Consider the following 22,541-nt stretch of genomic DNA (forward strand, 5'->3'; position numbering starts at 1 on the left):
TTTGACAAGTAATGTGCGATGCCACTTTCCAGATGAAGAGCATCCTTTGACACAAGATATCGTTAGCGCGGTAGCCGCCTTCAATGGCGCGACGCGCCTGTATGCATTGGCCATCGGCGACGATGGCCAGGACAGCGGTTTGCTGGTCGAAGCCTTTGCCGCCGATGAACGGCTGCAGGAGCTTGGCGTGCGCGAGATTATCGCCTTGTCCACGAATGCCGATGTTGCGCTGGCCTCCTTGCTGGGACAGCCGGCCAGCCTGCAAATCAGCCTGGCCGACGGCACGCGCACACAGTTTTCCGGCTATATCAGCGCAGCGGCCATGCTGGGCAGCAATGGCGGCCTGGCGCGCTACCGGCTGCGCATCACGCCCTGGCTGTGGTTGCTGACGCAAGTGCGTAACAGCCGCGTCTGGCAAGATCGGAGCGTGACGGCCATCGTCGACGAGGTATTGCAAGCCTATGCGCCGCTTGCCCTGTGGCAATGGAGCGACGAGGTGGCGCAGTGCATGGAGCAGGCGGGAGAGCGCAGCTATTGCTGCCAGTACCGGGAATCGGACTTCGATTTCGTGCGCCGGCTGCTGACGGAAGAGGGCATCGCCTGGCGCTTCGACGAGCACACACTGATTTTGTTCGCCGACAGCAGCCAGCCCTGCGCCACGCCCGAGGATGCCAGCAGCGCGCAAGGCGGCGGCTTGCGCTTTCATGGCGCCAGGGCCGGCGAAGCGAGCGACAGCGTGCAGGCGTTGTGCGCGCGGCGCAGCCTGCACGTCGGGCTGAGCAGCGTGCTGAGCTACGATTACAAGGCGAAGAAGGTGGTCGCCGCCAGCGTGCCGACGAATATGGCCATCGGCGGCAAGCATGCGCCGGTGCTGGAAAGCTACGATACGCCGGGCCAGTACTGGTATGCAAATGGCGCGCAGGCACAGCACTATGTCGCGTTGCAGATGCAGGCCCGCGAAGCGCGCGCCCAGTTGTGGCAGGCGCGCTCGACGGTACGCACCTTGCGCGCCGGCACGCGGTTTACCCTGACGCAGGGACCGTTGCCGCAGGCCGATGGCGCCGCGTCCGACTATGTCGTGCTCCGGGTGGCCAGCATCGGCATCAACAACCTGCCGGCGCCCGCCTCCCAGGCGCTGGCTGAGCTGTTCGGCCCAGTGCCCGAGCTGCTGGACGAAGCCATGCCCGGGCTGGGCGACGGCTTTGCCGACTTTGCCGCCGCGATTGCGCAGGCGCAAGCCAGCGGTTACGCCAACTGCATCGAGATGATCGCCGCGGCGACGCCATGGCGTCCTGTACATGGCGACAACGACGCGCGCCACCATCCGAAGCCGACGGCCCGCGGCAGCCAGAGCGCCATCGTCGTCGGTGCCGACGGCGGCGCCAGCGCCAGCGCCAGCGGCGGCAGCGAGATCCATTGCGACAAGCTGGGCCGGGTGCGCATCCGTTTCCACTGGCAGCAGGAGGGCGGCGCCACCTGCTGGATACGCGTGGCGCAGCGCTCGGCAGGCGGCGGCATGGGCAGCCAGTTCCTGCCGCGCATCGGCCAGGAAGTGCTGGTGCAATTCCTGGAAAACGATATCGACCGCCCCATCATCGTCGGCGCCCTGTACAACGGGCAGGGCGAGGGCGGCGTCGCGCCCTCGCCGGGCGGCATCACGGACAAGCCCGCGGATGCCAGTGTCTTCGAACCGGCGCGCGACCATGCGCCGTCGGCGCAGGGCAACGTGGCCGGCGGCAACAGCCCGGTCTGGCATGGCGCGGCCGGCGGCAGCACCGGCCACCGCAACGGCGCGGCGCAGTGGGGTATCCGCAGCAAGGAATTCGGCGCTGCCGGCTACAACCAGTTGCTGTTCGACGATACCGACCAGCAGGGGCGCATCCAGCTCAAGAGCAGCCATGCGGCAAGCGAACTCAATCTTGGCCACCTGATCCATGCGGCCGACAATTACCGGGGCAGCCTGCGCGGCACGGGCGCCGAGCTGCGCACCGACGCTTACGGCGCCGTGCGGGCCGGCGCCGGCCTCCTGATTTCCAGCTACCTCGTCAATCACGACGCGCAGGCGCGCGATCCGGCCGGCGACAATGCGCCGGGCATGGTCTTGCTCAAGCAGGCGGCCAAGCTGGGCGCAACCTTCAGCGCCGCCGCCGTCACGCACAAGACGGTCGCGTATGCCAGCCACCTGGGGCCGGCCAAGGCGAATGCCAGCGTGCTCGACGAGAAGGCGTCGCCCTTGCCGGCGTTTTTGACGAGCGTCTCCGGCATGCTGAGCCAGGACGATACTGCCGCCGCCAGGCGCGACGCGGCGGGCAAGCCGACCAGCCCCGGCGACGACAAGTTGCCGCACAGCAGCGACGCCATCATCGCCATCGCCGCCCGCGCCGGCCTGGGCGTGCTGGCGGGCCAGGATATCCAGCTGGCGAACGGCGAAACCACCTCCTTGATGAGCGGTCTGGACACCCAGTTCGTCGGCGGCGGCCAGTTGCGCGTGCACAGCGGCCAGGCCATCGGCGCGCTGGCCGGCGTCGTCAAGGCGGGCGAGAACAATATCGGCCTGCAATTGATCGCCGCCAAACAGGCCATCGACCTGCAGGCGCAGGCCGACGTGCTCAACGTGCAGGCGCGCGAGGAAGTCAACATCGTCAGTGCCGCCGCGCACATCGACTGGGCGGCGGCGAAAAGCATCCGTTTGTCGACGGCGGGCGGGGCGAACATCACGATCGAGGGCGGCAACATCACCGTGCAGTGTCCGGGCAAGATCACGGTGCATGCCGGCAAGAAGAGTTTTATCGGGCCGGAACGGCTCGCTTATCCATTGCCGGCGCTGCCTGCCAGCGTCTGCAAGGCGTGCCTGCTGGCGGCGTTGCGTAGCGGCAGCCCGTTTGTCGCGCCCACGGCAGCCTAGAAAAGGAATCCTGATGTATTTTGCCATCGATCTTCCTGACCCTGCGGTTCCAGCGCAGATCGCGCAGCAACTGCAAGCCTTGCGTGAGGAAGCGGCGGTGGCGAACGGCGGCCAGCCCTTGCACTTGCTGGCGCTGCTGGACGGCGCCTGCGATGAGGAGTTTTTCACCAAGCGCTACCCGAGCCGCTTGCGGCGCCAGTCGCTGTATGCGCACACCTCGCTGCAAAACTTCAAGAGTGCCGCACCGCATTTAATGGCGGCGCCACAGGCAAGCAGCGAGCAGGCCGAGTGGCTGCAGCGCCTGTTCTCGCTGTGCGCGGGCAAGCCCATGCTCAGCATCATCGCCAGCACGCTCGATATCGACCGGCTGGAGCAGCATCTGCGCCCCTATTTGATTGCCATCACGCCAGACACCGTCGAATGGCCTGTGCGCTGGGCCGATAGCCGCACATTGCCGGCCTTGCTGGCGGCCTTGACGCAAACCCAATATGCGCATTTGCTGAGCCCCATCTACCGCTGGTGGTCGGTGCAGCGCGATGGTTCCCTGATCAGTTGGCAGGGCGAGGCGCTGCCCAGTCCCGTTCCGGCGGAGTTTGACAAGTTCCCCCTCAGTGACGCCGCCTTCGCAGCCCTGGTGGATATCGCCGAAGCCGATGCCATCCTGGCCAATCTGCATGATGTGCAGCCGGACCTGTTTCATTTCGGCACCCCGGCCGAGTGCCACGCGCGCGTGGCGCGTCATTTACTAGTGGCAAGCGCCAGCGGCATCGAAGCGGCTGGCCAGCGTCAGCATTTCAGCGCCCTGGCCTTGATGTTGGCCGATGATTTTACCTTGCATCCTGCGATGGCCAGCCTGTTGCGGCGGACGCGCCAGGGAGCGAATTACCTGTCCGAACTCGACACGCTGCCCGACGATTTCTGGCAGGCGCGCTCGGCTGCCTAGCCTTGTTCCTTCAACTGCCTATTTTTATAAAAGGAAAATCATGAAATGGATTATGTATCTTGGCGCTGCCTTGCTGCTGAGCGGCTGCACGTTTAAGGCTAGGCAGGCTGAGCAAGCTGGCCCAAGTCCTACCGCGACAGCGCAGGTGGGTATTGTGAATCATACCGGGAATTTCATTTATTCCGCATCGGTGGATGGGGCCGGAGGCGCCAACATGGCCAGATGGGGGGCGGGGGGGGCAGAAATCTGTTGCGCCTCTATCCCGAGAGTGTGGTATCCGGGAATGATGGTTCTGGTGCGGTGGGATATGCCAGAAGAACATACGCATATTGTCAAAGAAAAAATGGTGGAAGTGGAAAAATACGATGAAACAGGAAGTATTTATATCCATTTTTTTCCAAACGACGAAGTTAGGGTTGTGGTTTCAGTTTATCCCGGATATAGCACTGCTCATCCAATACGTCACTATGGAAAGCCGGGAAATATCAATCCTTAGAGGTTTATTGCGATCAATGAAACTCCACTCTTGCACATTTTCCTGGTTTTTCTTAAACCATTTGCGACACGTGGGAGTTCTATGTTTTCTATTGTCATATGTGGCAGTAAAATGAAAAATGGCGTGGTATTTTTTATAAGGTGCAAATGATGAAATGGATTATTTATCTTGGTGCGGCCTTGCTGCTGAGCGGCTGCGCGTTTAAGGCCAGGCAGGCTGAGCAAGCTGGCCCAAGTCCTACCGCGACAGCGCAGGTGGGTATTGTGAATCATACCGGGAATTTCATTTACTCCGCGTCGGTGGATGGGGCCGGAGGTGCGGATATGGCCAGATGGGGGGCGGGGGGGGCAGAAATCTGTTGCGCCTCTATCCCGAGAGTGTGGTATCCGGGAATGATGGTTCGGGTGCGGTGGGATATGCCGGATGGACTAAAACATATTATTAAAGAAAAAATGGTGGAAGTGGAGAAATATGATAGGCCAGGAGATATCTATATGCATTTTTTTCCCAATGACGAGGTGAGAGTGGTTGTGTCAAATGTGGACGGCCATAGTAAAAATCATCCTATTTTTCACTCCGGAAAACCTGCCAATATTCCTTGATATTATGATCAGCGAAACTCCCAATTCCGCGCCGTTTCCCGTCGATTTTTTTTTGAATCCGTCGACGAAAGAACAATCAAAAATTGCGAAGGAGGCATGTGCTAATAAAGATGGTGCGCCGTGCAGTATTCCAGTGAGGGTTGGGCTTTTCTTTGATGGAACCAATAATAACTTGGAACGCGATAGAAATGGGGTTAGAACGGGCGTGCTCGACCCTAAAACAAAGAAGCCTATTCCTATAAGTAATGCTGTAGTTGACGCCAATAGCGCCAGTCATAGCAATGTGGCGCGGCTATTTTCGAGTTTTCCATCTGATAAGCGGGATGCCGGTTATTTCCGATATTATATTCCTGGCGTCGGAACGCCATTTAAGGAAATTGGTGAATTGACTGAGTCGGACGAGGGGAAGGCTTTTGCCAAAGGAGGGCAGCCGCGTATTATATGGGGGTTGTTGCAGGTTTTAAATGCAGTTCATCTGACTGTTGTTGGTAAGTTAATGTATGAATCAGATGAGGCTGGCGAACTTGCCCGTACTTATGATAATGCCGTAGGCCACAAAAAGGTACCGCATCCCTCAACCGGCAGGGAGCGCTTCATGACCCACTCGGACTGGTTCGCTGAGCATATTGAAAAACTCAAAGTGGCGGTGGCGGCACAACCCAAGCCGCATATTCCATCGCTGACCTTGTCGGTGTTCGGTTTTTCGCGTGGCGCCGCCGAGGCGGTGGCGTTTTGCCAGCTGTTTGCCGATTTGCTCACGCCACGCGAAGGTAAGGTGCAGGAGTTTGCCGGCATCCTAGCCAGCATCGATTTTCTTGGCGTATTCGACACGGTGGCAACCGTGGGCAGTTCGGCGTCTGTAGCGAAAACCACGATCGCTCCTGGCGCGATGTTCGATGGTCATTGGGCCTGGGCCAACGAATTGCTCAAGCCGCTGCCTCGCTGCGTTCAGGCAGGCTTGCATTGCATTGCCACGCATGAGCAGCGCATGAATTTTCCTGTCACGCGCCTGACAGGGAAAATCGAGGAAGTATATTTTCCTGGCGTGCACTCCGACGTGGGAGGCGGCTATGGTCCGGGCGAGCAGGGAAAGGGGCGTGGCGGACAAGCGGCCTTGCTGTCGCAAATCCCGCTGGCACATATGTTCAAGGAGGCGCGCCTCAAGGGCGTACCTTTGAGGCCGTTCAGCGAACTCGAGGCTACGGTACAAGTTGATTTCCAGGTCAGTCAAGAGCTTGCCAAGGCATGGGAAGCTTATACCGCCGAGCTTAACAAGCAAGGCGGCTTGCTGAGCAAGCATATGGAGCTGTATTACCGCTGGCGCGCCGTGCGCGTCAAGACCCTGGAAGCCACGGCCAGCTTCAATGCGGCCAACGCGCAAGAGCGGGAGGATCTGGGTTCCTACAACCGCTTGCTGGCAGGCGATCTGGAAGCGCTGCGCGCACGCAAAGCCTTTCGTCATGGCGATGAGGATAAACCGTTCAGCGCCCGGGATATTGCGCGCATCAATCACTGGCAATACTATCGCGCGCAAAATCATACACCGCTGGATGACTGGGAAGCTTGGGCGCTCGACATATTCGATCACCCCAAACCGCTGCCGCCCGAAGTGATGCGTTTTTTTGACGACTATGTACACGATTCCCTGGCCGGATTCTATATGGCGGGCGAAGTGACGGAATACGACAAGCGGGCCAAGCTCGCCTCGTTCGCCGATAAACCGCCTGAAGAAGGCTTTTATAAACGCGCGTATGAACTGAGCCGGAAGACCGAAGCCGCGCAACTGAAACAGAAGAATGGCGAAGCATTGACGCCGGAAGAGGAGACGCTGGTCAAGGAAGCGCAGTACGGCACTCCCTATCCGATCCGTACGGATGCCGACAGCGCCGACATGCGCAGTGCGGTGATCACCACGCAAACCTATACGCGTCGCGAGGGTGGCGGCTATATCTTGCGCCGTGGCTACTACCCGCAAAGCGGCTTTTTCCGGAAAAGCGTGCACGAGAAGGAACTGCAACGCATGCCGACGGCCGGCATCCAGGCGGAAGAAACACCCGAAAAATTCGTGTGGAGTGAAAACTTAACACAGGATATTGCGCAAGCCAAAGCCGATGAAGAGATTTACCTGGCGCAGCAGCGCTATGCAACGCGGATCGAGGCGCTCGCATAGGGCGTGATTTCAGCGCGGCTGGAGCCGGGTAGATTCATTTGGCGATTTTATAGATAGCGATGACATCATGACGACGTTGCTCAAGCACCATTGCTGGCGAGGCCTCTTGCTGGCTGCATGTTTACCCGGCGTCGCCATGGCCGGGAGCATTCAGGCGCTGAATTATTCTTCGCGCGAAGTCGATTACATCGCGGTTGAAAATCCCGGCAATACCAACAGCGGCGGCGGTGGCGATTCGATCCGTCCATACGGACAGGGTGGATCGATATGCTGTTTCAGCGTGCCGGAAAAGTGGCATGCAGATTTGAAGGTGGTGGTGGTCTATCAGCTGTCCCCGGATCCGGCCTTTCATCGCGAGACGGTCAGCATTCCACTGTATCCGGATGGGAAGGGAGGTGATATCTGGCTGATTGTCTATGAAGATGGCAGCGTGGGAGCCGTGGCGTCGCTTTACGGACCGAGCCGGCCGGAGTGGCCGGGAAAAATCAAGGGGTATCCGGTGCCGACGAAGGAGTATCAGGCACAGCGTCGTAAGGCAAAAATAGAATTGGAAAGAAAATGGTTAGATACTATGGAAAAAGGATTGGAACGTAATAGTAATAAGATGACGGCCACTGAAATTGATGAATTAAAGGATGTAATTGAATATAAGAAGAAACTCATTCAGAGCCTTGAGGGAATGCATCCATGACTGAATTTTTTGCCGCTAGTTATTCTGCTGAAAAAAATGAGTCAGCAGATTTATCTAAGTTTTTTGATGACGAGACAGAACTGAAAATATTAGGTGATTTAGTCAAAAAAGGGAATTTCCCACCACAGGCTTTCCCCTAGATGCGATGCGAATCCAATTTTCGGTTTCTTTTTTGACGGCACCAACAATAATATGGAGCGGGACGTGCCGTTTCACTCGCACAGCAATGTGGCGCGCTTGTATCGTGCATTTCCCGGTGGTAAAGATACGCATGGCAGTGATGTTTGGCAATGCAGACTGGATGCGCAACTGACCGTTAACAATGGCGTCAAGGCACGCGCGCTGAGTCTTGGCATTGATGCATAGGGGGAAACCATGAATGCGTTACTCAAGAGACAACTATGGCGAGGTCTTTTGCTGGCTGCATGCTTACCCGGCGTCGCCATGGCCGCGAGCATTCAGGCGCTGAATTATTCTTCGCGCGAAGTCGATTACATCGCGGTTGAAAATCCTGGCAATCGCAACAGCGGCGGCGGTGGCGATTCGATCCGTCCATACGGGCAGGGCGGATCGATATGCTGTTTCAGCGTGCCGGAAAAGTGGCATGCGGATTTGAAGGTGGTGGTGGTCTATCAGTTGTCCCCGGACCCGACCTTTCATCGCGAGACGGTCAGCATTCCACCGTATCCGGATGGGAAGGGAGGTGATATCTGGCTGATCGTCTATGAAGATGGCAGCGTGGGCGCCGTGGCGTCGCATTACGGACCGAGCCGGCCGGAGTGGCCGGGAAAAATCAAGGGGTATCCGGTGCCGACGAAGGAGTATCGGGATGAGCGTCGAAAGGAAAAGATAAAAAGAGAAAAGGCTTGGTTGAGCGCTATGGAGAAGGGTTTGACAGAGGATACTAGTGCGTTGTCAAATGATCAGATTATTGGTATTAAAGATTCAATTGAGCGAAAGAAAAGTCTTATAAAATATCTTGAGGATATAAAACCATGACGGCATTTTTTTGCTGATATTTATCCCGCTAATAAAAATGTCCCATCGGGTTTAATTCAGTTTTTTGACAGGCAAAAAGAACTGTCAAAAATTGAAAAAATTACTGAAAAAAGAGAATGCCCTTCCATAGGATTTCCTCCCTCATGCGATGCGAATCTATTTTTCGGCTTCTTCTTCGACGGCACCAACAATAATATGGAGCGGGATGTGCCGTTTCACTCGCACAGCAATGTGGCGCGCTTGTATCGTGCATTTCCCGGTGGTAAAGATACGCATGGCAGTGACGTTTGGCAATGCAAACTGGATGCGCAACTGACCGTTAGCAATGGCGTCAAGGTACGCGCGCTGAGTCTTGGCATTGATGCATAGGGATGAAATCATGAATACCTTACTCAAGCACCATTGCTGGCGAGGCCTCTTGCTGGCCGCGTGTTTCCCCGGCCTCGCCATGGCCGCGAGCATCCAAGCGCTGAATTATTCTGCGCGCGAAGTCGATTACATCGCGGTTGAAAATCCTGGCAATCCCAACAGCGGCGGCGGTGGCGATTCGATCCGTCCATACGGGCAGGGCGGCACGATATGCTGTTTCAGCGTGCCGGAAAAGTGGCATGCGGATTTGAAGGTGGTGGTGGTCTATCAGTTGTCCCCTGACCCGACCTTTCATCGCGAGACGGTCAGTATTCCACCGTATCCGGATGGGAAGGGAGGTGATATCTGGCTGATCGTCTATGAAGATGGCAGCGTGGGCGCCGTGGCGTCGCATTACGGACCGAGCCGGCCGGAGTGGCCTGGAAAAATCAAGGGGTATCCGGTGCCGACGAAGGAGTATCGGGATGAACGCCGCAAGGAAAAGATAAAAAGAGAAAAGGCTGTTCTACATTCTATGGAGAATGCATTAGATGGCGATGTGAGCGACCTAACTCCTGTAGAGTTGATGAGATTGAAGGGGGCAATTGAATATAGTAAAAAGCTTATTAATTTTCTTGAGGAAAATGATAAATGACTGCTTTTTTTGGTTGATATTTATCCAGTCATAAAAAATGACCCTTCTGATTTCATTGCTTTTTTAATGCGAAAAATGAAAAACAAGTTCTTGGCGGTTTTGCAATGGATCGTGAGTGCCCACTTCCAGGTTTCCCTTCGTCATGTGATGTCAATCTGTTTTTCGACTTCTTTTTCGACGGCACCAATAATAATATGAAACGGGATATGGCATTTCATTCTCATAGCAATGTGGCGCGCTTGTATCGTGCATTTCCCGGTGGTAAAGATACGCATGGCAGTGACGTTTGGCAATGCAAACTGGATGCGCAACTGACCGTTAGCAATGGCGCCAAGGTACGCGCTCTGAGTCTTGGCATTGATGCATAGGGATGAAATCATGAATACCTTACTCAAGAGGCAACTATGGGGAGGTCTCTTGCTGGCCGCGTGTTTACCCGGCCTCGCCATGGCTGCGAGCATTCAGGCGCTGAATTATTCTGCGCGCGAAGTCGATTACATCGCGGTTGAAAATCCTGGCAATACCAACAGCGGCGGCGGTGGCGATTCGATCCGTCCATACGGGCAGGGCGGATCGATATGCTGTTTCAGCGTGCCGGAAAAGTGGCATGCGGATTTGAAGGTGGTGGTGGTATATCAGTTGTCCCCGGACCCGACCTTTCATCGCGAGACGGTCAGCATTCCACCGTATCCGGATGGGAAGGGAGGTGATATCTGGCTGATCGTCTATGAAGATGGCAGCGTGGGCGCCGTGGCGTCGCATTACGGACCGAGCCGGCCGGAGTGGCCGGGAAAAATCAAGGGGTATCCGGTGCCGACGAAGGAGTATCGGGATGAGCGTCGCAGACAAAAATTGAAGAGGGAAAAAGCGACCTTACTTACGTTGGAAAGGGTGTTGTTACGTGACATCAATATTTTGTCAGTTGAAGATATAAAGGAGACTCAAGAAATTATTGAATTCCAAAGAAAACTCATCCAAAGTCTGGAAGGAAATCCATGACTGCTTTTTAGCCGAAAGCTATTCTGTTGACAAAATTGATCCATCTGACAAAGACCGTTTTTTTTGACGGAACTGTTGAGATGAAAGAAATTGTGAAATTAATACGCCTTGATGCCTGTCGCACAAAGCAGAGGCTCCAGCGAGGCTAGAGCCGATGGGGGGATCAGCCGATGAAGGAGTCGAACTGCATGTCGAATTCCTGCAGCGCCTTCTGCGCGTTCTGCATCTTCTTGCGGAACTCCGGTCCTCGTTGCAGGGCCAGGCCCACGGCCAGTACGTCGATCACCACCAGGTAGGCCAGGCGGGCGGAAATCGGGGTGTAGGGGTCGGTGTTGAAGACCAGGTCGATCGGGATCAGGACGGTCGCCAGGTCGGCCAGCGGCGTGCCGGACGGGGCCAGCACGACGACGTCGGCGCCGCCGCGGCGCGCCAGTTTCACGGAGCGGACCAAGGCGGGGCTGTTGCCGCGCTGCGAGATGGCCACCAGGCAGTCGCCGCCGCGCAGCAGCGCTGCGGCGATGCTGTGGATGTTCGGGTCGCTGTAAGCCACCGTCGGCACGCCCGAGCGGAAGAACTTGTGCTGCGCGTCGGCCGCCACGATACCCGACGTGCCCTGGCCATAGAATTCGATCTTGCTGGCGCGCGACAGGATGTCGAGCGCGCGCTGGATCGCTTCCGGGTTCAGGTTGTTGCGCAGGTCGAGCAGGGTGTTGATCGAGCGGCTGCAGATTTTATTCACCAGGTCGGCAGCCAGGTCGTCCTGCGCCGGCTGCTCGTTCGCGCCCGGCATGGCCAGGGCCAGGCCCTGCGCCAGCTTCAGCTTGAATTCATGCCAGCCGTCGTAGCCCAGAGTGCGGCAAAAGCGCACCACGGTCGGTTCCGACACCTGCGCGCTTTTCGCCAGCGCCGTGATGTTCTGGCTGACCGTCTGGTTAGGCTGGTCAAGCACGGCCAGGGCAACCTTCTTCTCCGATTTGGAGAGCGAATCGAGCTGGGTGCGGATGGAATCAAGCAGCATTAAATTAGTCTTCTATCTTCTGGCAGGGGTGAAGCAGGGGTTTCGCGGAGCACCGCTCCGCACCTGCGTAACGGCCTGTCCATGCATGGGCAGGCTCCTTGCGTTGCCAAACTAGTCTTCTGGCAGGGGTGAAGCAGGGGTTTCGTGGAGCACCGCTCCACGCCTGCGTAACGGTCTGGCCTTGCAAGGCCAGACTCCTTGCGCTTCCAAACTAGTCTTCAGGAAGCGCCTCTTCACGCCACTGCAAGCCATCGCGGCCGATCAGGGCGCTGGCGGCCGCGGGGCCCCAGGTGCCGGCCGTGTAGGGAATCGGCGCGCTGTCGTTCTGTTCCCAGTTGTCGAGAATCGGCTCGACCCATTCCCAGGCCGCTTCCAGTTCGTCGCCGCGCATGAACAGGGTCAGCTGGCCGCGCAGGACGTCGAGCAGCAGGCGCTCGTAGGCGTCCATGCGCGGGGTCTTGAACGATTCGCGGAAATCGAGTTCCAGTTCCGCCGGTTTCAAGCGCATGCCGTCGCCTGGGGTTTTCGCCATCAGGTTCATGCGCAAGCCTTCGTCCGGCTGCAAACGGATCACCAGGCAGTTCGGCTGGAAGCTGGACGTCGGCTGGTTGAAGATCGAGTGCGGAATCTGCTTGAAGCGCACGACGATCTCGGCCAGGCTGTCGGCCATGCGCTTGCCCGTGCGCAGGTAGAACGGCACGCCGGCCCAGCGCCAGGTGTCGATTTCCGCCTTCAGGGCAACGAAGGTTTCGGTGCGCGAGTGTTCCGGCGCGTCCGGCTCGTCGCGGTAGCTCGGCACGGTGGCGCCATCGACGTGGCCGGCGCGGTACTGGCCGCGCACGATGTTCTGCGCCAGGGTGGTGGGCGTGAATTTTTTCAGCGAGCGCAGCACTTGCAGTTTTTCATCGCGCACGGCGTCCGGCGCGATCGAGGTCGGCGGTTCCATGGCGACGATGCACAGCAGTTGCAGCAAGTGGTTTTGCAGCATGTCGCGCAGCGCGCCCGAGGTGTCGTAGTAACCCATGCGGTTGCCCACGCCCAGCTTTTCGGCGATGGTGATCTGCACGTCGGAAATCCATTCGCGGCGCCACAGCGGTTCGAACAGGATGTTGCCGAAGCGCAGGGCCAGCAAGTTCTGCACGGTTTCCTTGCCCAGGTAATGGTCGATGCGGTAAATCTGCGATTCCTGGAAGACCTTGCCCACTTCGGCATTGATCTGCTTGGCGCTGGCCAGGTCGCGGCCCAGCGGTTTTTCCAGGACCACGCGCGAATTCGGCGTCACCAGGCCGTTGTCTTCCAGGTTGTCGCAGATGAGGGCGAACAAATGCGGCGGCGTCGCCAGGTAGTACACGCGCGTCAGGTCGGCATCGCCGCGCAGCGCTTCGACCAGCGGTGCGTACGTGGCCGCATCGCTGGCGTTGAGCGACACATACACGATGCGCGCGCAGAATTTGCTCCAGGTGGCGGCATTCAGGGTGCTGGCCTTGATGTGGGGACGCGAGTTGGTCTCTACCATTTTCAGGAAAGCATCCTGGCCGCTGTCCTGGCGGCCCACACAGATGATGCGCGCCGTCGGCGGCAAATCGTTCGCGACGTCGCGCGCATACATTGCAGGCAACAACTTGCGCATTGCTAAATCGCCGCTGCCGCCAAACAGGACCAGGTCAAAATCGGTAAGTGCCATAAGTGAGTGTCGTCGCAAAAGTAAAAGGGCCGGAGCGGGGAGGAAGCCGACCGGAAGTGCCAGTCTGTCGCTACTATAATCGATGGTGTAAATTTACTACGTAGAACAGGCAATTGCAAGAAATTTTACTACATTCCCTCCGCTGCCGTCGCCATTTTGCCCGGTATGCATGCCAGCGATGCCGGCACGGCCATTATATGCCGTTCGCCGGCGCCGGCGCAGCGTCCTGCTTTGCATTGGCTTTTCAAAGCAACCATGGTTGCCAGGGAAATTTTCGATTCTCTCCATCATCATTTGCGCTGTAGCAACAAGCAAATCAAGAAATACTGTCAGGATCGCTGTTGGCAGCGTAAAGTAGCTTTGAAGAAAGTAAAAAACCGTATAATTCAAGCTCGAATCGATAGCAACTATTGGTTGTAAGAAATTGTACGATATACACTGCACCGCTAGCGCCGGCCATGCCCCGAACCCGCCATCCGACGTCCATGCGACGTGCAGTCCGCACTGTCCGCAGCATCAGGGCAGGCGACTTAACTTTACAAGACGGCTCAAGGGGACACAATGAATTCAATGCAGCAAGATGTCGATGAACGCACCAGCCTGACAGGCAATAATAAATTCGAACTGTTCCTGTTCAAGCTGGGCACCAGTGATCACTCGACCAGCCGCGAACTATTCGGCATCAATGTGTTCAAAGTCCGTGAAATCATGGAAATGCCGGCCATCACGGCCGTGGCCGGTTCGCACCCCCACATGCTGGGTGTGGTCAACATCCGTGGCCAGATCGTGCCCGTGATCGACTTGCCGATGGCGGTCGGCTGCAAGAGTAATGGTTTGAAGATCCTGATGGTGACCGAATTTGCCCGCTCGACACAGGCGTTTGCCGTGGAAGAGGTCGATGAAATCGTGCGCCTGGAATGGAATCAGGTGCTGTCGGCTGAATCGAGCGTCGGCGGCGGCCTCGTCACCAGCATCGCGCGCCTCGATGGCGACACGGACAAGACGCGTCTGGCCCAAGTGCTTGATGTGGAACAAATCCTGCGCAACGTGCTGCCGTCGGGTGACCCGGACGTGGACGAGAACAGCATCGGCCCGCAAGTGCGCTTGCCGGCCGGCGCCGTGATCCTCGCGGCCGACGATTCCTCGCTGGCCCGCTCGCTGATCGAGAAAGGGCTCGAAGCGATGGGCGTGCCTTTCATCATGACCAAGACGGGCAAGGAAGCGTGGGAGCGCCTGCAGGCGATCTCGGCCCAGGCCGCCACGGAAGGCAAGACGGCGAAAGACAAGGTCGCGCTGGTGCTGACCGACCTGGAAATGCCGGAAATGGATGGCTTTACCCTGACGCGCAACATCAAGAACGATGGCCGCTTCGCCAACATCCCCGTGGTGATCCACTCGTCGCTGACGGGGTCGACCAACGAAGACCACGTCAAGGGCGTGGGTGCCGATGGTTATGTCGCCAAGTTTGTGGCGGCTGAACTGGCGGAGACGATCCGTAAAGTGCTGGCGCGCTGATTTGCGCGCTCGCATGTGAAAAAGCGCCGGTACCCGCGAGGGTCCGGCGCTTTTTTTATGCGGGCAAACGATTACGCCTGATACAGGTGTTCCGGCTGTCCCGCCACGTCCACACGCACGGACAGCACGTGGCCGCTCAAAGGGTGGTTGGCAATTTCCTCGGCCGAGCGGTTATGGCTGGCGCTGGTGATGTACAAGGTGCGCAGGTCGGGGCCGCCGAACGTCACCATGGTGGGGCAGCGCACGGGCACGGCGATTTCACCCAGCAGATGGCCATCGGGGGCGAAGCGCAAGATCTTGCCGCCTTCAAACATGGCCGACCAGTAATTGCCTTCGCTGTCGACGGCCGCGCCATCGGGGCGCCCGCCGTAATCAAAGGCTTTCTTGTCCGTGGAAAAACGCTGGAATGGTTGCGGCGCGGAAATGGCTCCACTTGCCGCGTCGAAATCGAAGCGGTCGATGCGGTGCGTGGTGGTATCCGAGTGGTACATGGTGCGCTTGTCCGGGGAAAAGCCCAGGCCGTTCGATACGGTCATGCCGCCCGACCAGACCTTGCGCACATTGCCCTTTTCCAGCACGAACATTTCTGCCGCATCGGCGTTGCGCGGCTCGAAAATCGTGCCGACCCAGAAGCGTCCGGCAGGGTCGACCTTGCCATCGTTGAAGCGCGTGGTGGCCATGTCGAACGGCGCCGGGGCGATTTCCGCCAGGCTGCCCGTCTTCGTGTCGAGGTGGGCAAAGCCGCTGCGCAAGGCCACGACCAGGCCGCCGCCCGCGTTGATGGCCAGCGCCGATGGTTCCGTCGGCATGCTCCACTGTTCATGCTTGCCGCTGGCGGGGTGCAGGCGGTGCACGGCGCGGCCATCGATGTCGACCCAGTACAGGGCCGCTTCCTTGCCATGCCATAGCGGGCATTCGCCCACTTGCATGGCTTTGTCGCTGACTACTTTGATTTCGTAAATGTTCATAAACCTCAATTAAGTTAATACGCCGCCTTGGCGGCTTTCGCCAGGGCAATCAAGCCATTGGTCGAGCTGTCGTGATGGTCGGGACGGGCTTCGCCCGTCAGTTCGGCCTGGATTTTCTTGGCCAGTACCTTGCCCAGTTCCACACCCCACTGATCAAAACTGTTGACATTCCACAAGACGCCCTGCACGAAGGTCTTGTGTTCGTACAGCGCGATCAGGGCACCCAGGGTGGTCGGGGTCAGCTGGTCCATCAAAATGGTATTGCTGGGGCGGTTGCCGGGGAAAGTCTTGTGCGGCACCAGCGCTTCGATCTCGCTGTCCGGCAAGCCTTGCGCCTGCAAGTCAAGACGCACTTCCTCGCCCGTCTTGCCCGTCATGAAGGCTTCCGACTGGGCAAAGCAGTTCGCCAGCAGGGCGTCGTGATGGCCGGGCAAATCGTGCGTGGCGCGCAGGGCGGCGATGAAGTCGATGGGCGTGATGTCGGTGCCCTGGTGCAGCAGCTGGAAATACGCGTGCTGCGCATTCGTGCCGCAATCGCCCCAGATGACGGGGCCGGTCGGCACGTCGACGGGCACGCCATCCTTGGTGACGCGCTTGCCGTTGCTTTCCATGTCCAACTGTTGCAGATAGGCAGCAAAGCGGCTCAAGTCCTGATGGTAAGGCGCGATGGAAACGGAGCCGCAATCGAGGAACTGGCGGTTCCAGAAACCCACCATGGCCAGCACCACGGGCATGTTCTGTTCCAGCGGGGCCTGGCGGAAGTGCTGGTCCATTGCATGCGCGCCGGCGAGGAAATCGCTGAAGTATTCAAAGCCGACGGACAGTGCCACGGCCAGGCCGATCGACGACCAGACGGAATAGCGGCCGCCGACCCAGTCCCAGAACGGGAACATGTTGTCCGGCGAAATGCCGAAGTCGACGATGGCTTGCGTGTTGGTCGAGACGGCCACAAAATGCTTGGCCAAGTCGCTTTCTTCGCCTTCGAGCAGGAACCAGGCACGCGCCGTGTTGGCGTTGAGCATGGTTTCAGCCGTAACGAAGGTTTTCGACGCGACGATGAACAGCGTCGTTTCCGGGTCGACTTTCGACAGGGTTGCTTCCATGTCGTGCCCGTCGACGTTGGAAACAAAGTGCATTTCCAGGCCCGGGTTGGCGTAGGAGCGCAGCGCCAGGCACGCCATTTTCGGGCCCAGGTCCGAGCCGCCGATGCCGATGTTGACGATGTCGCAAATCGGTTTGCCCGTGTAGCCGAGCCAGCTGCCATTGCGCACCTTGTCCGTAAACGCCTTGACGCGTTGCAGCACATCTTGCACGTCGGCATCGATATCCTGGCCATCGACCACCAGCTTCGTGCCGCGCGGCGCGCGCAAGGCGGTATGCAGAACGGCCCGATGTTCGGTAAGATTGATTTTCTCGCCAGTGAACATGGCTTCGCGCTGCGCTTCCACGCCGCGCTCGCGGGCCAGGTCCATCAGCAGGCCCATGGCGGTGGCGTCGACCCGGTTCTTCGAGTAATCGAGCAGCAGGCCGGCCGCATCCACCGTCATGCTGGCAAAGCGCGCGGGGTCGGCCGCGAACAGCTGGCGCAGATGCACGTCGCGCAGGCTGGTGCTGTGCGCTTGCAGGGACTGGAAACTGGCGGTGGCGGTGATGGCAGGAGTAGGTGCTGGCTGGCGCATGGCGGTCGGCTTGGGTGCTTGTCTCGGTTGAAAGGAGCGCGGCGCGTTCGGGGTGGCGAACTGCGGATCCGGCGTTGATGTGAGAATAATACATCAGAAAAACGTAATTTCACTACAGTTTGTGATGTGACGCTGATTTTGTTGTGCTTTTTTTAGCGATTGCGCCAGTGGTATACAAGGGAGGGGTTGGCCGGTGCTGATACGCGATATTGACCGGGTTTGCTTTGATACGCCGCAATCCGCGGCTTATTTGTGTTGTTGGCCCACGCAAGAGTGCTTCTTCTTCGTCGTTTTGTAGTAAAATTTCACGAAATACTCATTTTTAAGGAAATCCATATGGCGCTGCATCCAGTAGTCGAATCCGTAACAGCGCGCATCATCGCGCGCAGCCGGCCATCGCGCGGCGCCTACCTGGCGCACCTGGATGCTGCCCGCATCCAGGGCGTGCAGCGCGGCGCCCTGTCGTGCACCAACCTGGCGCACGGCTTTGCCGCCTTTCCCGCCAACGACAAGCTGTCGCTGAAGGAGTACAAGAAGCCGTCCGTGGCGATCGTTTCCTCGTACAACGACATGCTGTCGGCGCACCAGCCGTTTGAAGGCTTCCCGCAGATTATCAAGCAAGCCGTGCGCGAAGTGGGCGCTGTTGCCCAGTTCGCCGGCGGCGTGCCCGCCATGTGCGATGGCGTGACGCAAGGCCAGCCGGGCATGGAACTGTCGCTGTTCTCGCGCGACACCATCGCCATGTCGACGGCCGTGGCGCTGTCGCACAATATGTTCGACTCGGCCCTGTACCTGGGCGTGTGCGACAAGATCGTGCCGGGCCTGCTGATCGGCGCGCTGCACTTCGGCCACTTGCCGGCCGTCTTCGTGCCGGCCGGTCCGATGACGTCGGGCCTGTCGAACCAGGAAAAAGCCAAGGTGCGCCAGCTGTATGCGCAAGGCAAGGCCACGCGTGAAGACTTGCTCGAAGGCGAGTCGAAAGCCTACCACGGCGCCGGTACCTGTACCTTCTACGGTACGGCGAACAGCAACCAGATGCTGATGGAAGTGATGGGCCTGCATTTGCCGGGCGCCGCCTTCATCACGCCGAACACGCCGCTGCGCGATGCGCTGACCGCCGCCGCCGCCCAGCGCGCCGCCGTCATCACGGCGCAAAGCGCCAATTACTTGCCGGTCGGCCATATTGTCGACGAGAAATGTATCGTCAACGCCGTCGTGGGCTTGCTGGCCACGGGCGGTTCGACCAACCATACCTTGCACCTGGTGGCCATCGCCAAGGCGGCCGGCATCGTCATCGATTGGAACGATTTCAACGAGCTGTCGGCCATCGTGCCGATGCTCACGCGCATCTACCCGAACGGCGACGCCGACGTGAACCATTTCCACGCGGCCGGCGGCACCGGTTACCTGATCCGCGAATTGCTGGACGCGGGCTTGCTGCACGAAGACGTCAATACCATCCTGGGCCATGGCTTGCGCGCGCACTGCATGGAGCCGTTCCTGGGCGAAGACGGCAAGGTCTTCTGGAAAGATGCACCGGCTGCCAGTGCCGACGAAAACGTGCTGCGCCCGGCTTCGAACCCGTTCGCGCCGGACGGCGGCATGGTATTGGTCGCAGGTAACCTGGGCCGCGCCGTGATGAAAGTGTCGGCCGTCAAGCCGCAGCACCGCACGGTGGAAGCGCCGGCGCTGGTGTTCAATTCGCAGGAAGAGTTCATGGCCGCCTACAAGGCGGGATCGCTGGACCGCGACTTCGTCGCCGTGCTGCGCTTCCAGGGCCCGCGCGCCAACGGCATGCCGGAACTGCATGCGCTGACGCCGGCGCTGGCCAACCTGCAGGATGCGGGCCGTCACGTGGCGCTGGTCACCGATGGCCGCATGTCGGGCGCGTCGGGCAAGGTGCCGGCCGCCATCCACGTCTCGCCTGAAATCCTCGCCGGCGGCCCGCTGGGCCTCGTGCGCGATGGCGACATCATCCGCCTCGACGCCTTCACGGGCGTGCTCGAAGCGCTGGTGCCGGCCGACGTCTGGCATGCCCGCTCGCTGGTCACGGCCGACCTGTCGCCGAACCACATCGGCATGGGCCGCGAGCTGTTTTCCATGTTCCGTTCCACCGTCAGCGCGGCGGAAGAGGGTGCCACCACCTTCGGCCTGCCGTCGCCGATTCCCACCACCGTCGCCTTGCACGACGCCGACAATGTCGGTGATACCGTACCGGGTTCCGATGAAGACTTTTTGGCTAGGAAATAAGAGATGACCATGACACTACTGGAAATTATGCGCACCTCGAGCGTGATCCCCGTGATTGCGATCGACGATCCTGAACACGCCGTACCGCTGGCGCGCGCGCTGGTGGCGGGCGGCATCCGCGTGCTGGAAGTGACCCTGCGCACGAAACACGGCCTCGAAGCGATCCGCGCCATGTCGGAAGTGCCGGGTGCCATCGTCGGCGTGGGCACCCTGACCCGTCCCGAGGAATTCGCCCAGGCGCGCGATGCGGGCGCCGTCTTCGGCGTCTCGCCAGGCCTGACGTCCGCCCTGGTGGCGGCGGCGAAAAGCAGCGGCTTGCCCCTGCTGCCAGGCGTGATGACGCCGGGCGAAGTGATGGCCGCGCGTGAAAACGGCTTCCAGCAGCTGAAACTGTTCCCGGCCGTGCCGGCGGGCGGCATCGGCATGCTCAACGCCATCTACGGCCCGCTGCCGGACATCACGTTCTGCCCGACGGGCGGCATCTCGCAAGAGACGGCATCGCAGTTCCTGGCGTGCAAGAACGTCGCCTGCGTGGGCGGTTCGTGGCTGACGCCGAAAGACGCGATCGCGGCCGGCAACTGGGACCGCATCACGGAAATCGCCAAGGCAGCCAGCGGCCTGCGCTCGGTTTAGTCGTACCTGACATAAGCTACTGCGCGTCGCGCTTTGCGGCCTGCGATGCTCACCGTGCTCCAGCACGGTTGCGCTTCTTGGTCACAAATCGCTGCCGCTCGCTACGCTTCTGTCAGGAACTTGACGCTTTGATAATGCGGCAGGCTTGCATGCCTGCCGCGCTTTCTTCTCCTCTTCTTATGCGCGTCTTGCGCCGTCCCCTCACCATCGGCGAAACCGCCATGGCCCGCAGCGTCTTCCAGGGCGCCATCGACTACGCGCGCGTGCGCGTCGTGCGCGGCTCCTTTCTACCATTCGGCTTGCAGGACCAGAACACGGCGATGACGCCGCGCGGCAGCCTGCACTTCATGCCGGCCCAGTACCGCGACGATTTTTCCCGCGAAGGCAACGGCGGCAAGCTGTTCTTCATCCACGAGATGGTGCATGTGTGGCAATACCAGCTCGGCTACAGCGTGCTGCTGCATGGCGTGTTGCTGGCGCTGTGCGGCGGCTACATCCGGCAGCGCGCCTACCGCTACGACGCGCAGGCGGGCGGCGTCTTGTCCGACTTCAACATGGAACAGCAGGGCGACCTCATCGCCCACTACTTCGGCGCGCGCCAGCTGGGCATCCCCGCCTATGTGGCGAAGCTGCCGCAACTGCAGGAGATCCTGCAGGGCTTCTTGCTCGATCCACGTGACCGCGCCTTGCTGCCGCGCTAATTTTCTTTCCCCCGCGAATTTTCCTACGCGCATAAATTTCTGCATATTCAGACCTTGACTTTCGGCTTTGCATTACCTAAATTAAATTATACAAAGAACAATTTATTTAGTTTTATTGCAACGTCGGCACAAGACCGAGAGCAACCTGTCCAAGCGAGTAAATTATGCAGACTAGAAACAACTGTAGGGGAATGTTGCGAATGAAAAAACCATCGTGCGGCGCGGCGCTGGTGGAGTTTGCCTTGATCGCCCCTATTCTTTTTTTTCTCATCGCCATGATCATGGAACTGGGAGTCATGTTCTGGGTTAACCTGACGATGCAGTACGCGGTGCGCGAAGGAGCCCGTTACTCCATCACGGGACAGAACAACCTCGATCCCGCCAGCGCCAACAAGCAGCGCTATGAGGCTGTGCTACAAAAGATCAAAGACAGTTCGGTGGGCCTGTATACCATGGTCAGCCCCGTGGTAGTGGTCAATGGCGTCTCGCAAGCGCCATCCGCGTACAACAACAATATGTTTGGCGCGGCGGGCGATATCGTTGTGCTACAGGTGAACTGTACCTGGCCCGTCATCACCCCCGCATGGCGCTTGATGGCTTTGCTCAATCCTAAAACGTCCACCAGCGCGCCCGGCCAGTACTCGTTCAGCGTCGCTGCCACCATGCGTAACGAGGCTTTCTGATGACACCATCCAAACTATTGGCACGCGCGCGCAGCCAGCAGGGCGTGGCCGCTGTGGAATTCGCCTTGGTCCTGCCTTTCCTGTTGATGATGGCGATACCCGTCTTTGACTTGGCGCGCATCGTGCAAGGCGACATGATCCTTACCAATCTGAGCCGCGAAGGCGCCAACCTGGCCTCGCGCTCGTCGCAAGACCCGCAAACCATCATGACGGCGCTGGCGATGACGACGCCGCCGCTGGACATGGCCAGCAATGGCAGCATGTACATCAGCAAGATCATGGGCAATGGCCCCGGCAAGCAAAACGTCATTCTCGAACATTACCGCTGGATCCAGGGGCCGCAGCAGGCCAGCAAGGTATGGAGCTGCAGCAGCTGGGCCAGCGACGGCACGGGCAAATGCACCAGCATTCCCAGCGCGGGTTCGCCCATCAACGATGCCATGAGCAACCAGTTGGCCAATGGCGAAGTCATTTATGTCGTCGAGGGACTGTATCGCGCCAATATCCTGTTTGCCGGCATGAGTCTGGGCTTTGGTGCGCAAACGCCCCAGCTGAGCGGCAATTTGTACGCCAAAACCATTTTTTAGACACGCTGTCATCAT

Annotated in this window: 23 protein-coding genes; 16 read left to right on the forward strand and 7 right to left on the reverse strand. The window is 59.1% G+C overall.

Going from position 1 to position 22,541, the window contains the following annotated elements; translation table 11 throughout:
- Positions 1–46 precede the first annotated feature (46 nt).
- The 8 genes from O3301_RS07725 (at position 47) to O3301_RS07760 (ending at position 8,806) form a co-directional block, all read left to right on the forward strand.
- Positions 47–2,905: a type VI secretion system Vgr family protein gene (locus tag O3301_RS07725; RefSeq protein ID WP_305056029.1), complete on the forward strand. Its 2,859-nt coding sequence runs from the start codon at positions 47–49 to the stop codon at positions 2,903–2,905.
- A 13-nt stretch (positions 2,906–2,918) separates the two neighbouring features.
- Positions 2,919–3,848 carry a DUF4123 domain-containing protein gene (locus O3301_RS07730; RefSeq protein WP_305056030.1) on the forward strand — a complete coding sequence of 310 codons (930 nt, stop codon included), beginning with the start codon at positions 2,919–2,921 and terminating at the stop codon, positions 3,846–3,848.
- Positions 3,849–3,888: 40 nt separating this feature from the next.
- Positions 3,889–4,344 (forward strand): DUF3304 domain-containing protein, encoded by a 456-nt coding sequence (locus O3301_RS07735; RefSeq protein WP_305056031.1) that lies wholly within the window; start codon positions 3,889–3,891, stop codon positions 4,342–4,344.
- 146 nt (positions 4,345–4,490) lie between these two features.
- Positions 4,491–4,946 (forward strand): DUF3304 domain-containing protein, encoded by a 456-nt coding sequence (locus O3301_RS07740; protein WP_289903939.1) that lies wholly within the window; start codon positions 4,491–4,493, stop codon positions 4,944–4,946.
- Positions 4,882–7,116 (forward strand): DUF2235 domain-containing protein, encoded by a 2,235-nt coding sequence (locus tag O3301_RS07745; RefSeq protein ID WP_305056032.1) that lies wholly within the window; start codon positions 4,882–4,884, stop codon positions 7,114–7,116. Before O3301_RS07740 ends, O3301_RS07745 begins: the two co-directional genes overlap by 65 nt.
- 67 nt (positions 7,117–7,183) lie before the next feature.
- A complete protein-coding gene (locus O3301_RS07750) occupies positions 7,184–7,807 on the forward strand; it encodes a DUF3304 domain-containing protein (protein ID WP_305056033.1) in 624 nt (207 codons plus the stop codon).
- Positions 7,804–7,947, forward strand: a complete 144-nt coding sequence (locus tag O3301_RS07755; protein WP_305056034.1) for a hypothetical protein — start codon at positions 7,804–7,806, stop codon at positions 7,945–7,947. The genes O3301_RS07750 and O3301_RS07755 overlap by 4 nt, the downstream gene beginning before the upstream one ends.
- A 235-nt stretch (positions 7,948–8,182) precedes the next feature.
- Complete coding sequence (locus tag O3301_RS07760) at positions 8,183–8,806, forward strand: DUF3304 domain-containing protein (protein WP_305056035.1); 624 nt, start codon at positions 8,183–8,185, stop codon at positions 8,804–8,806.
- Between the two features lie 156 nt (positions 8,807–8,962).
- Here the strand turns inward: O3301_RS07760 and O3301_RS07765 are convergent, their stop codons facing one another.
- Positions 8,963–9,187, reverse strand: a complete 225-nt coding sequence (locus O3301_RS07765) for a hypothetical protein (RefSeq protein ID WP_289916800.1) — start codon at positions 9,185–9,187, stop codon at positions 8,963–8,965.
- Here O3301_RS07765 and O3301_RS07770 point away from each other — a divergent pair.
- On the forward strand, positions 9,186–9,809 hold the full coding sequence (locus tag O3301_RS07770) for a DUF3304 domain-containing protein (protein ID WP_305056036.1): 624 nt from the start codon (positions 9,186–9,188) through the stop codon (positions 9,807–9,809). The two genes, O3301_RS07765 and O3301_RS07770, sit on opposite strands and share 2 nt — an antisense overlap.
- 140 nt (positions 9,810–9,949) lie before the next feature.
- Here O3301_RS07770 and O3301_RS07775 read toward each other — a convergent pair whose 3' ends face one another.
- The gene (locus tag O3301_RS07775; protein WP_289916794.1) at positions 9,950–10,189 is read right to left on the reverse strand and encodes a hypothetical protein; all 240 of its coding nucleotides are present in this window, start codon (positions 10,187–10,189) and stop codon (positions 9,950–9,952) included.
- On the opposite strand from O3301_RS07775, the gene O3301_RS07780 reads away from it, so the two are divergent.
- Entirely contained in the window at positions 10,188–10,808 is a 621-nt protein-coding gene (locus O3301_RS07780) for a DUF3304 domain-containing protein (protein WP_305056037.1), read from the forward strand. The genes O3301_RS07775 and O3301_RS07780 overlap by 2 nt on opposite strands.
- A gap of 163 nt (positions 10,809–10,971) precedes the next feature.
- On the opposite strand, the gene O3301_RS07785 is transcribed toward O3301_RS07780, so the two are convergent.
- The 3 genes from O3301_RS07785 to O3301_RS07795 form a co-directional block, all read right to left on the reverse strand.
- A complete protein-coding gene (locus O3301_RS07785) occupies positions 10,972–11,826 on the reverse strand; it encodes an SIS domain-containing protein (protein ID WP_034750862.1) in 855 nt (284 codons plus the stop codon).
- A 211-nt stretch (positions 11,827–12,037) separates the two neighbouring features.
- Positions 12,038–13,510 carry a glucose-6-phosphate dehydrogenase gene (gene zwf / locus O3301_RS07790; protein ID WP_034750861.1) on the reverse strand — a complete coding sequence of 491 codons (1,473 nt, stop codon included), beginning with the start codon at positions 13,508–13,510 and terminating at the stop codon, positions 12,038–12,040.
- Positions 13,511–13,606: 96 nt separating this feature from the next.
- Positions 13,607–13,900 (reverse strand): hypothetical protein, encoded by a 294-nt coding sequence (locus O3301_RS07795; RefSeq protein WP_305056038.1) that lies wholly within the window; start codon positions 13,898–13,900, stop codon positions 13,607–13,609.
- A gap of 171 nt (positions 13,901–14,071) precedes the next feature.
- On the opposite strand from O3301_RS07795, the gene O3301_RS07800 reads away from it, so the two are divergent.
- Positions 14,072–15,025, forward strand: a complete 954-nt coding sequence (locus O3301_RS07800; protein WP_070281275.1) for a chemotaxis protein — start codon at positions 14,072–14,074, stop codon at positions 15,023–15,025.
- Between the two features lie 71 nt (positions 15,026–15,096).
- Here the strand turns inward: O3301_RS07800 and O3301_RS07805 are convergent, their stop codons facing one another.
- Positions 15,097–15,993: an SMP-30/gluconolactonase/LRE family protein gene (locus tag O3301_RS07805; RefSeq protein WP_305056039.1), complete on the reverse strand. Its 897-nt coding sequence runs from the start codon at positions 15,991–15,993 to the stop codon at positions 15,097–15,099.
- A 14-nt stretch (positions 15,994–16,007) separates the two neighbouring features.
- On the reverse strand, positions 16,008–17,672 hold the full coding sequence (gene pgi / locus O3301_RS07810; protein ID WP_305056040.1) for a glucose-6-phosphate isomerase: 1,665 nt from the start codon (positions 17,670–17,672) through the stop codon (positions 16,008–16,010).
- A 336-nt stretch (positions 17,673–18,008) separates the two neighbouring features.
- On the opposite strand from pgi, the gene edd reads away from it, so the two are divergent.
- The 5 genes from edd (at position 18,009) to O3301_RS07835 (ending at position 22,526) form a co-directional block, all read left to right on the forward strand.
- Positions 18,009–19,922, forward strand: a complete 1,914-nt coding sequence (gene edd, locus O3301_RS07815; RefSeq protein ID WP_305056041.1) for a phosphogluconate dehydratase — start codon at positions 18,009–18,011, stop codon at positions 19,920–19,922.
- Positions 19,923–19,925: 3 nt separating this feature from the next.
- Positions 19,926–20,555 carry a bifunctional 4-hydroxy-2-oxoglutarate aldolase/2-dehydro-3-deoxy-phosphogluconate aldolase gene (gene eda / locus O3301_RS07820; protein WP_035821279.1) on the forward strand — a complete coding sequence of 210 codons (630 nt, stop codon included), beginning with the start codon at positions 19,926–19,928 and terminating at the stop codon, positions 20,553–20,555.
- A gap of 188 nt (positions 20,556–20,743) precedes the next feature.
- Entirely contained in the window at positions 20,744–21,256 is a 513-nt protein-coding gene (locus O3301_RS07825; RefSeq protein WP_305052903.1) for a Rhs element Vgr protein, read from the forward strand.
- Between the two features lie 200 nt (positions 21,257–21,456).
- Positions 21,457–21,939, forward strand: a complete 483-nt coding sequence (locus O3301_RS07830) for a TadE family protein (protein WP_305056042.1) — start codon at positions 21,457–21,459, stop codon at positions 21,937–21,939.
- Positions 21,939–22,526 (forward strand): TadE/TadG family type IV pilus assembly protein, encoded by a 588-nt coding sequence (locus O3301_RS07835; RefSeq protein ID WP_305056043.1) that lies wholly within the window; start codon positions 21,939–21,941, stop codon positions 22,524–22,526. The genes O3301_RS07830 and O3301_RS07835 overlap by 1 nt, the downstream gene beginning before the upstream one ends.
- Positions 22,527–22,541 lie beyond the last annotated feature (15 nt).

Source organism: Janthinobacterium sp. SUN211 (assembly GCF_030587315.1).
In the GTDB taxonomy this organism is placed as follows: Bacteria; Pseudomonadota; Gammaproteobacteria; order Burkholderiales; family Burkholderiaceae_D; genus Janthinobacterium; species Janthinobacterium kumbetense.

Excerpts from the sequence above, each read along its gene's own strand:
- O3301_RS07730 (WP_305056030.1), top strand. The coding sequence starts at position 2,919 with ATGTATTTTGCCATCGATCTTCCTGACCCTGCGGTTCCAGCGCAGATC.
- O3301_RS07735 (WP_305056031.1), top strand. The coding sequence starts at position 3,889 with ATGAAATGGATTATGTATCTTGGCGCTGCCTTGCTGCTGAGCGGCTGC.
- O3301_RS07740 (WP_289903939.1), top strand. The coding sequence starts at position 4,491 with ATGATGAAATGGATTATTTATCTTGGTGCGGCCTTGCTGCTGAGCGGC.
- O3301_RS07745 (WP_305056032.1), top strand. The coding sequence starts at position 4,882 with ATGTGGACGGCCATAGTAAAAATCATCCTATTTTTCACTCCGGAAAAC.
- O3301_RS07750 (WP_305056033.1), top strand. The coding sequence starts at position 7,184 with ATGACGACGTTGCTCAAGCACCATTGCTGGCGAGGCCTCTTGCTGGCT.
- O3301_RS07755 (WP_305056034.1), top strand. The coding sequence starts at position 7,804 with ATGACTGAATTTTTTGCCGCTAGTTATTCTGCTGAAAAAAATGAGTCA.
- O3301_RS07760 (WP_305056035.1), top strand. The coding sequence starts at position 8,183 with ATGAATGCGTTACTCAAGAGACAACTATGGCGAGGTCTTTTGCTGGCT.
- O3301_RS07770 (WP_305056036.1), top strand. The coding sequence starts at position 9,186 with ATGAATACCTTACTCAAGCACCATTGCTGGCGAGGCCTCTTGCTGGCC.
- O3301_RS07765 (WP_289916800.1), bottom strand. The coding sequence starts at position 9,187 with ATGATTTCATCCCTATGCATCAATGCCAAGACTCAGCGCGCGTACCTT.
- O3301_RS07780 (WP_305056037.1), top strand. The coding sequence starts at position 10,188 with ATGAATACCTTACTCAAGAGGCAACTATGGGGAGGTCTCTTGCTGGCC.
- O3301_RS07775 (WP_289916794.1), bottom strand. The coding sequence starts at position 10,189 with ATGATTTCATCCCTATGCATCAATGCCAAGACTCAGAGCGCGTACCTT.
- O3301_RS07785 (WP_034750862.1), bottom strand. The coding sequence starts at position 11,826 with ATGCTGCTTGATTCCATCCGCACCCAGCTCGATTCGCTCTCCAAATCG.
- zwf (WP_034750861.1), bottom strand. The coding sequence starts at position 13,510 with ATGGCACTTACCGATTTTGACCTGGTCCTGTTTGGCGGCAGCGGCGAT.
- O3301_RS07800 (WP_070281275.1), top strand. The coding sequence starts at position 14,072 with ATGAATTCAATGCAGCAAGATGTCGATGAACGCACCAGCCTGACAGGC.
- O3301_RS07805 (WP_305056039.1), bottom strand. The coding sequence starts at position 15,993 with ATGAACATTTACGAAATCAAAGTAGTCAGCGACAAAGCCATGCAAGTG.
- pgi (WP_305056040.1), bottom strand. The coding sequence starts at position 17,672 with ATGCGCCAGCCAGCACCTACTCCTGCCATCACCGCCACCGCCAGTTTC.
- edd (WP_305056041.1), top strand. The coding sequence starts at position 18,009 with ATGGCGCTGCATCCAGTAGTCGAATCCGTAACAGCGCGCATCATCGCG.
- eda (WP_035821279.1), top strand. The coding sequence starts at position 19,926 with ATGACCATGACACTACTGGAAATTATGCGCACCTCGAGCGTGATCCCC.
- O3301_RS07830 (WP_305056042.1), top strand. The coding sequence starts at position 21,457 with ATGAAAAAACCATCGTGCGGCGCGGCGCTGGTGGAGTTTGCCTTGATC.
- O3301_RS07835 (WP_305056043.1), top strand. The coding sequence starts at position 21,939 with ATGACACCATCCAAACTATTGGCACGCGCGCGCAGCCAGCAGGGCGTG.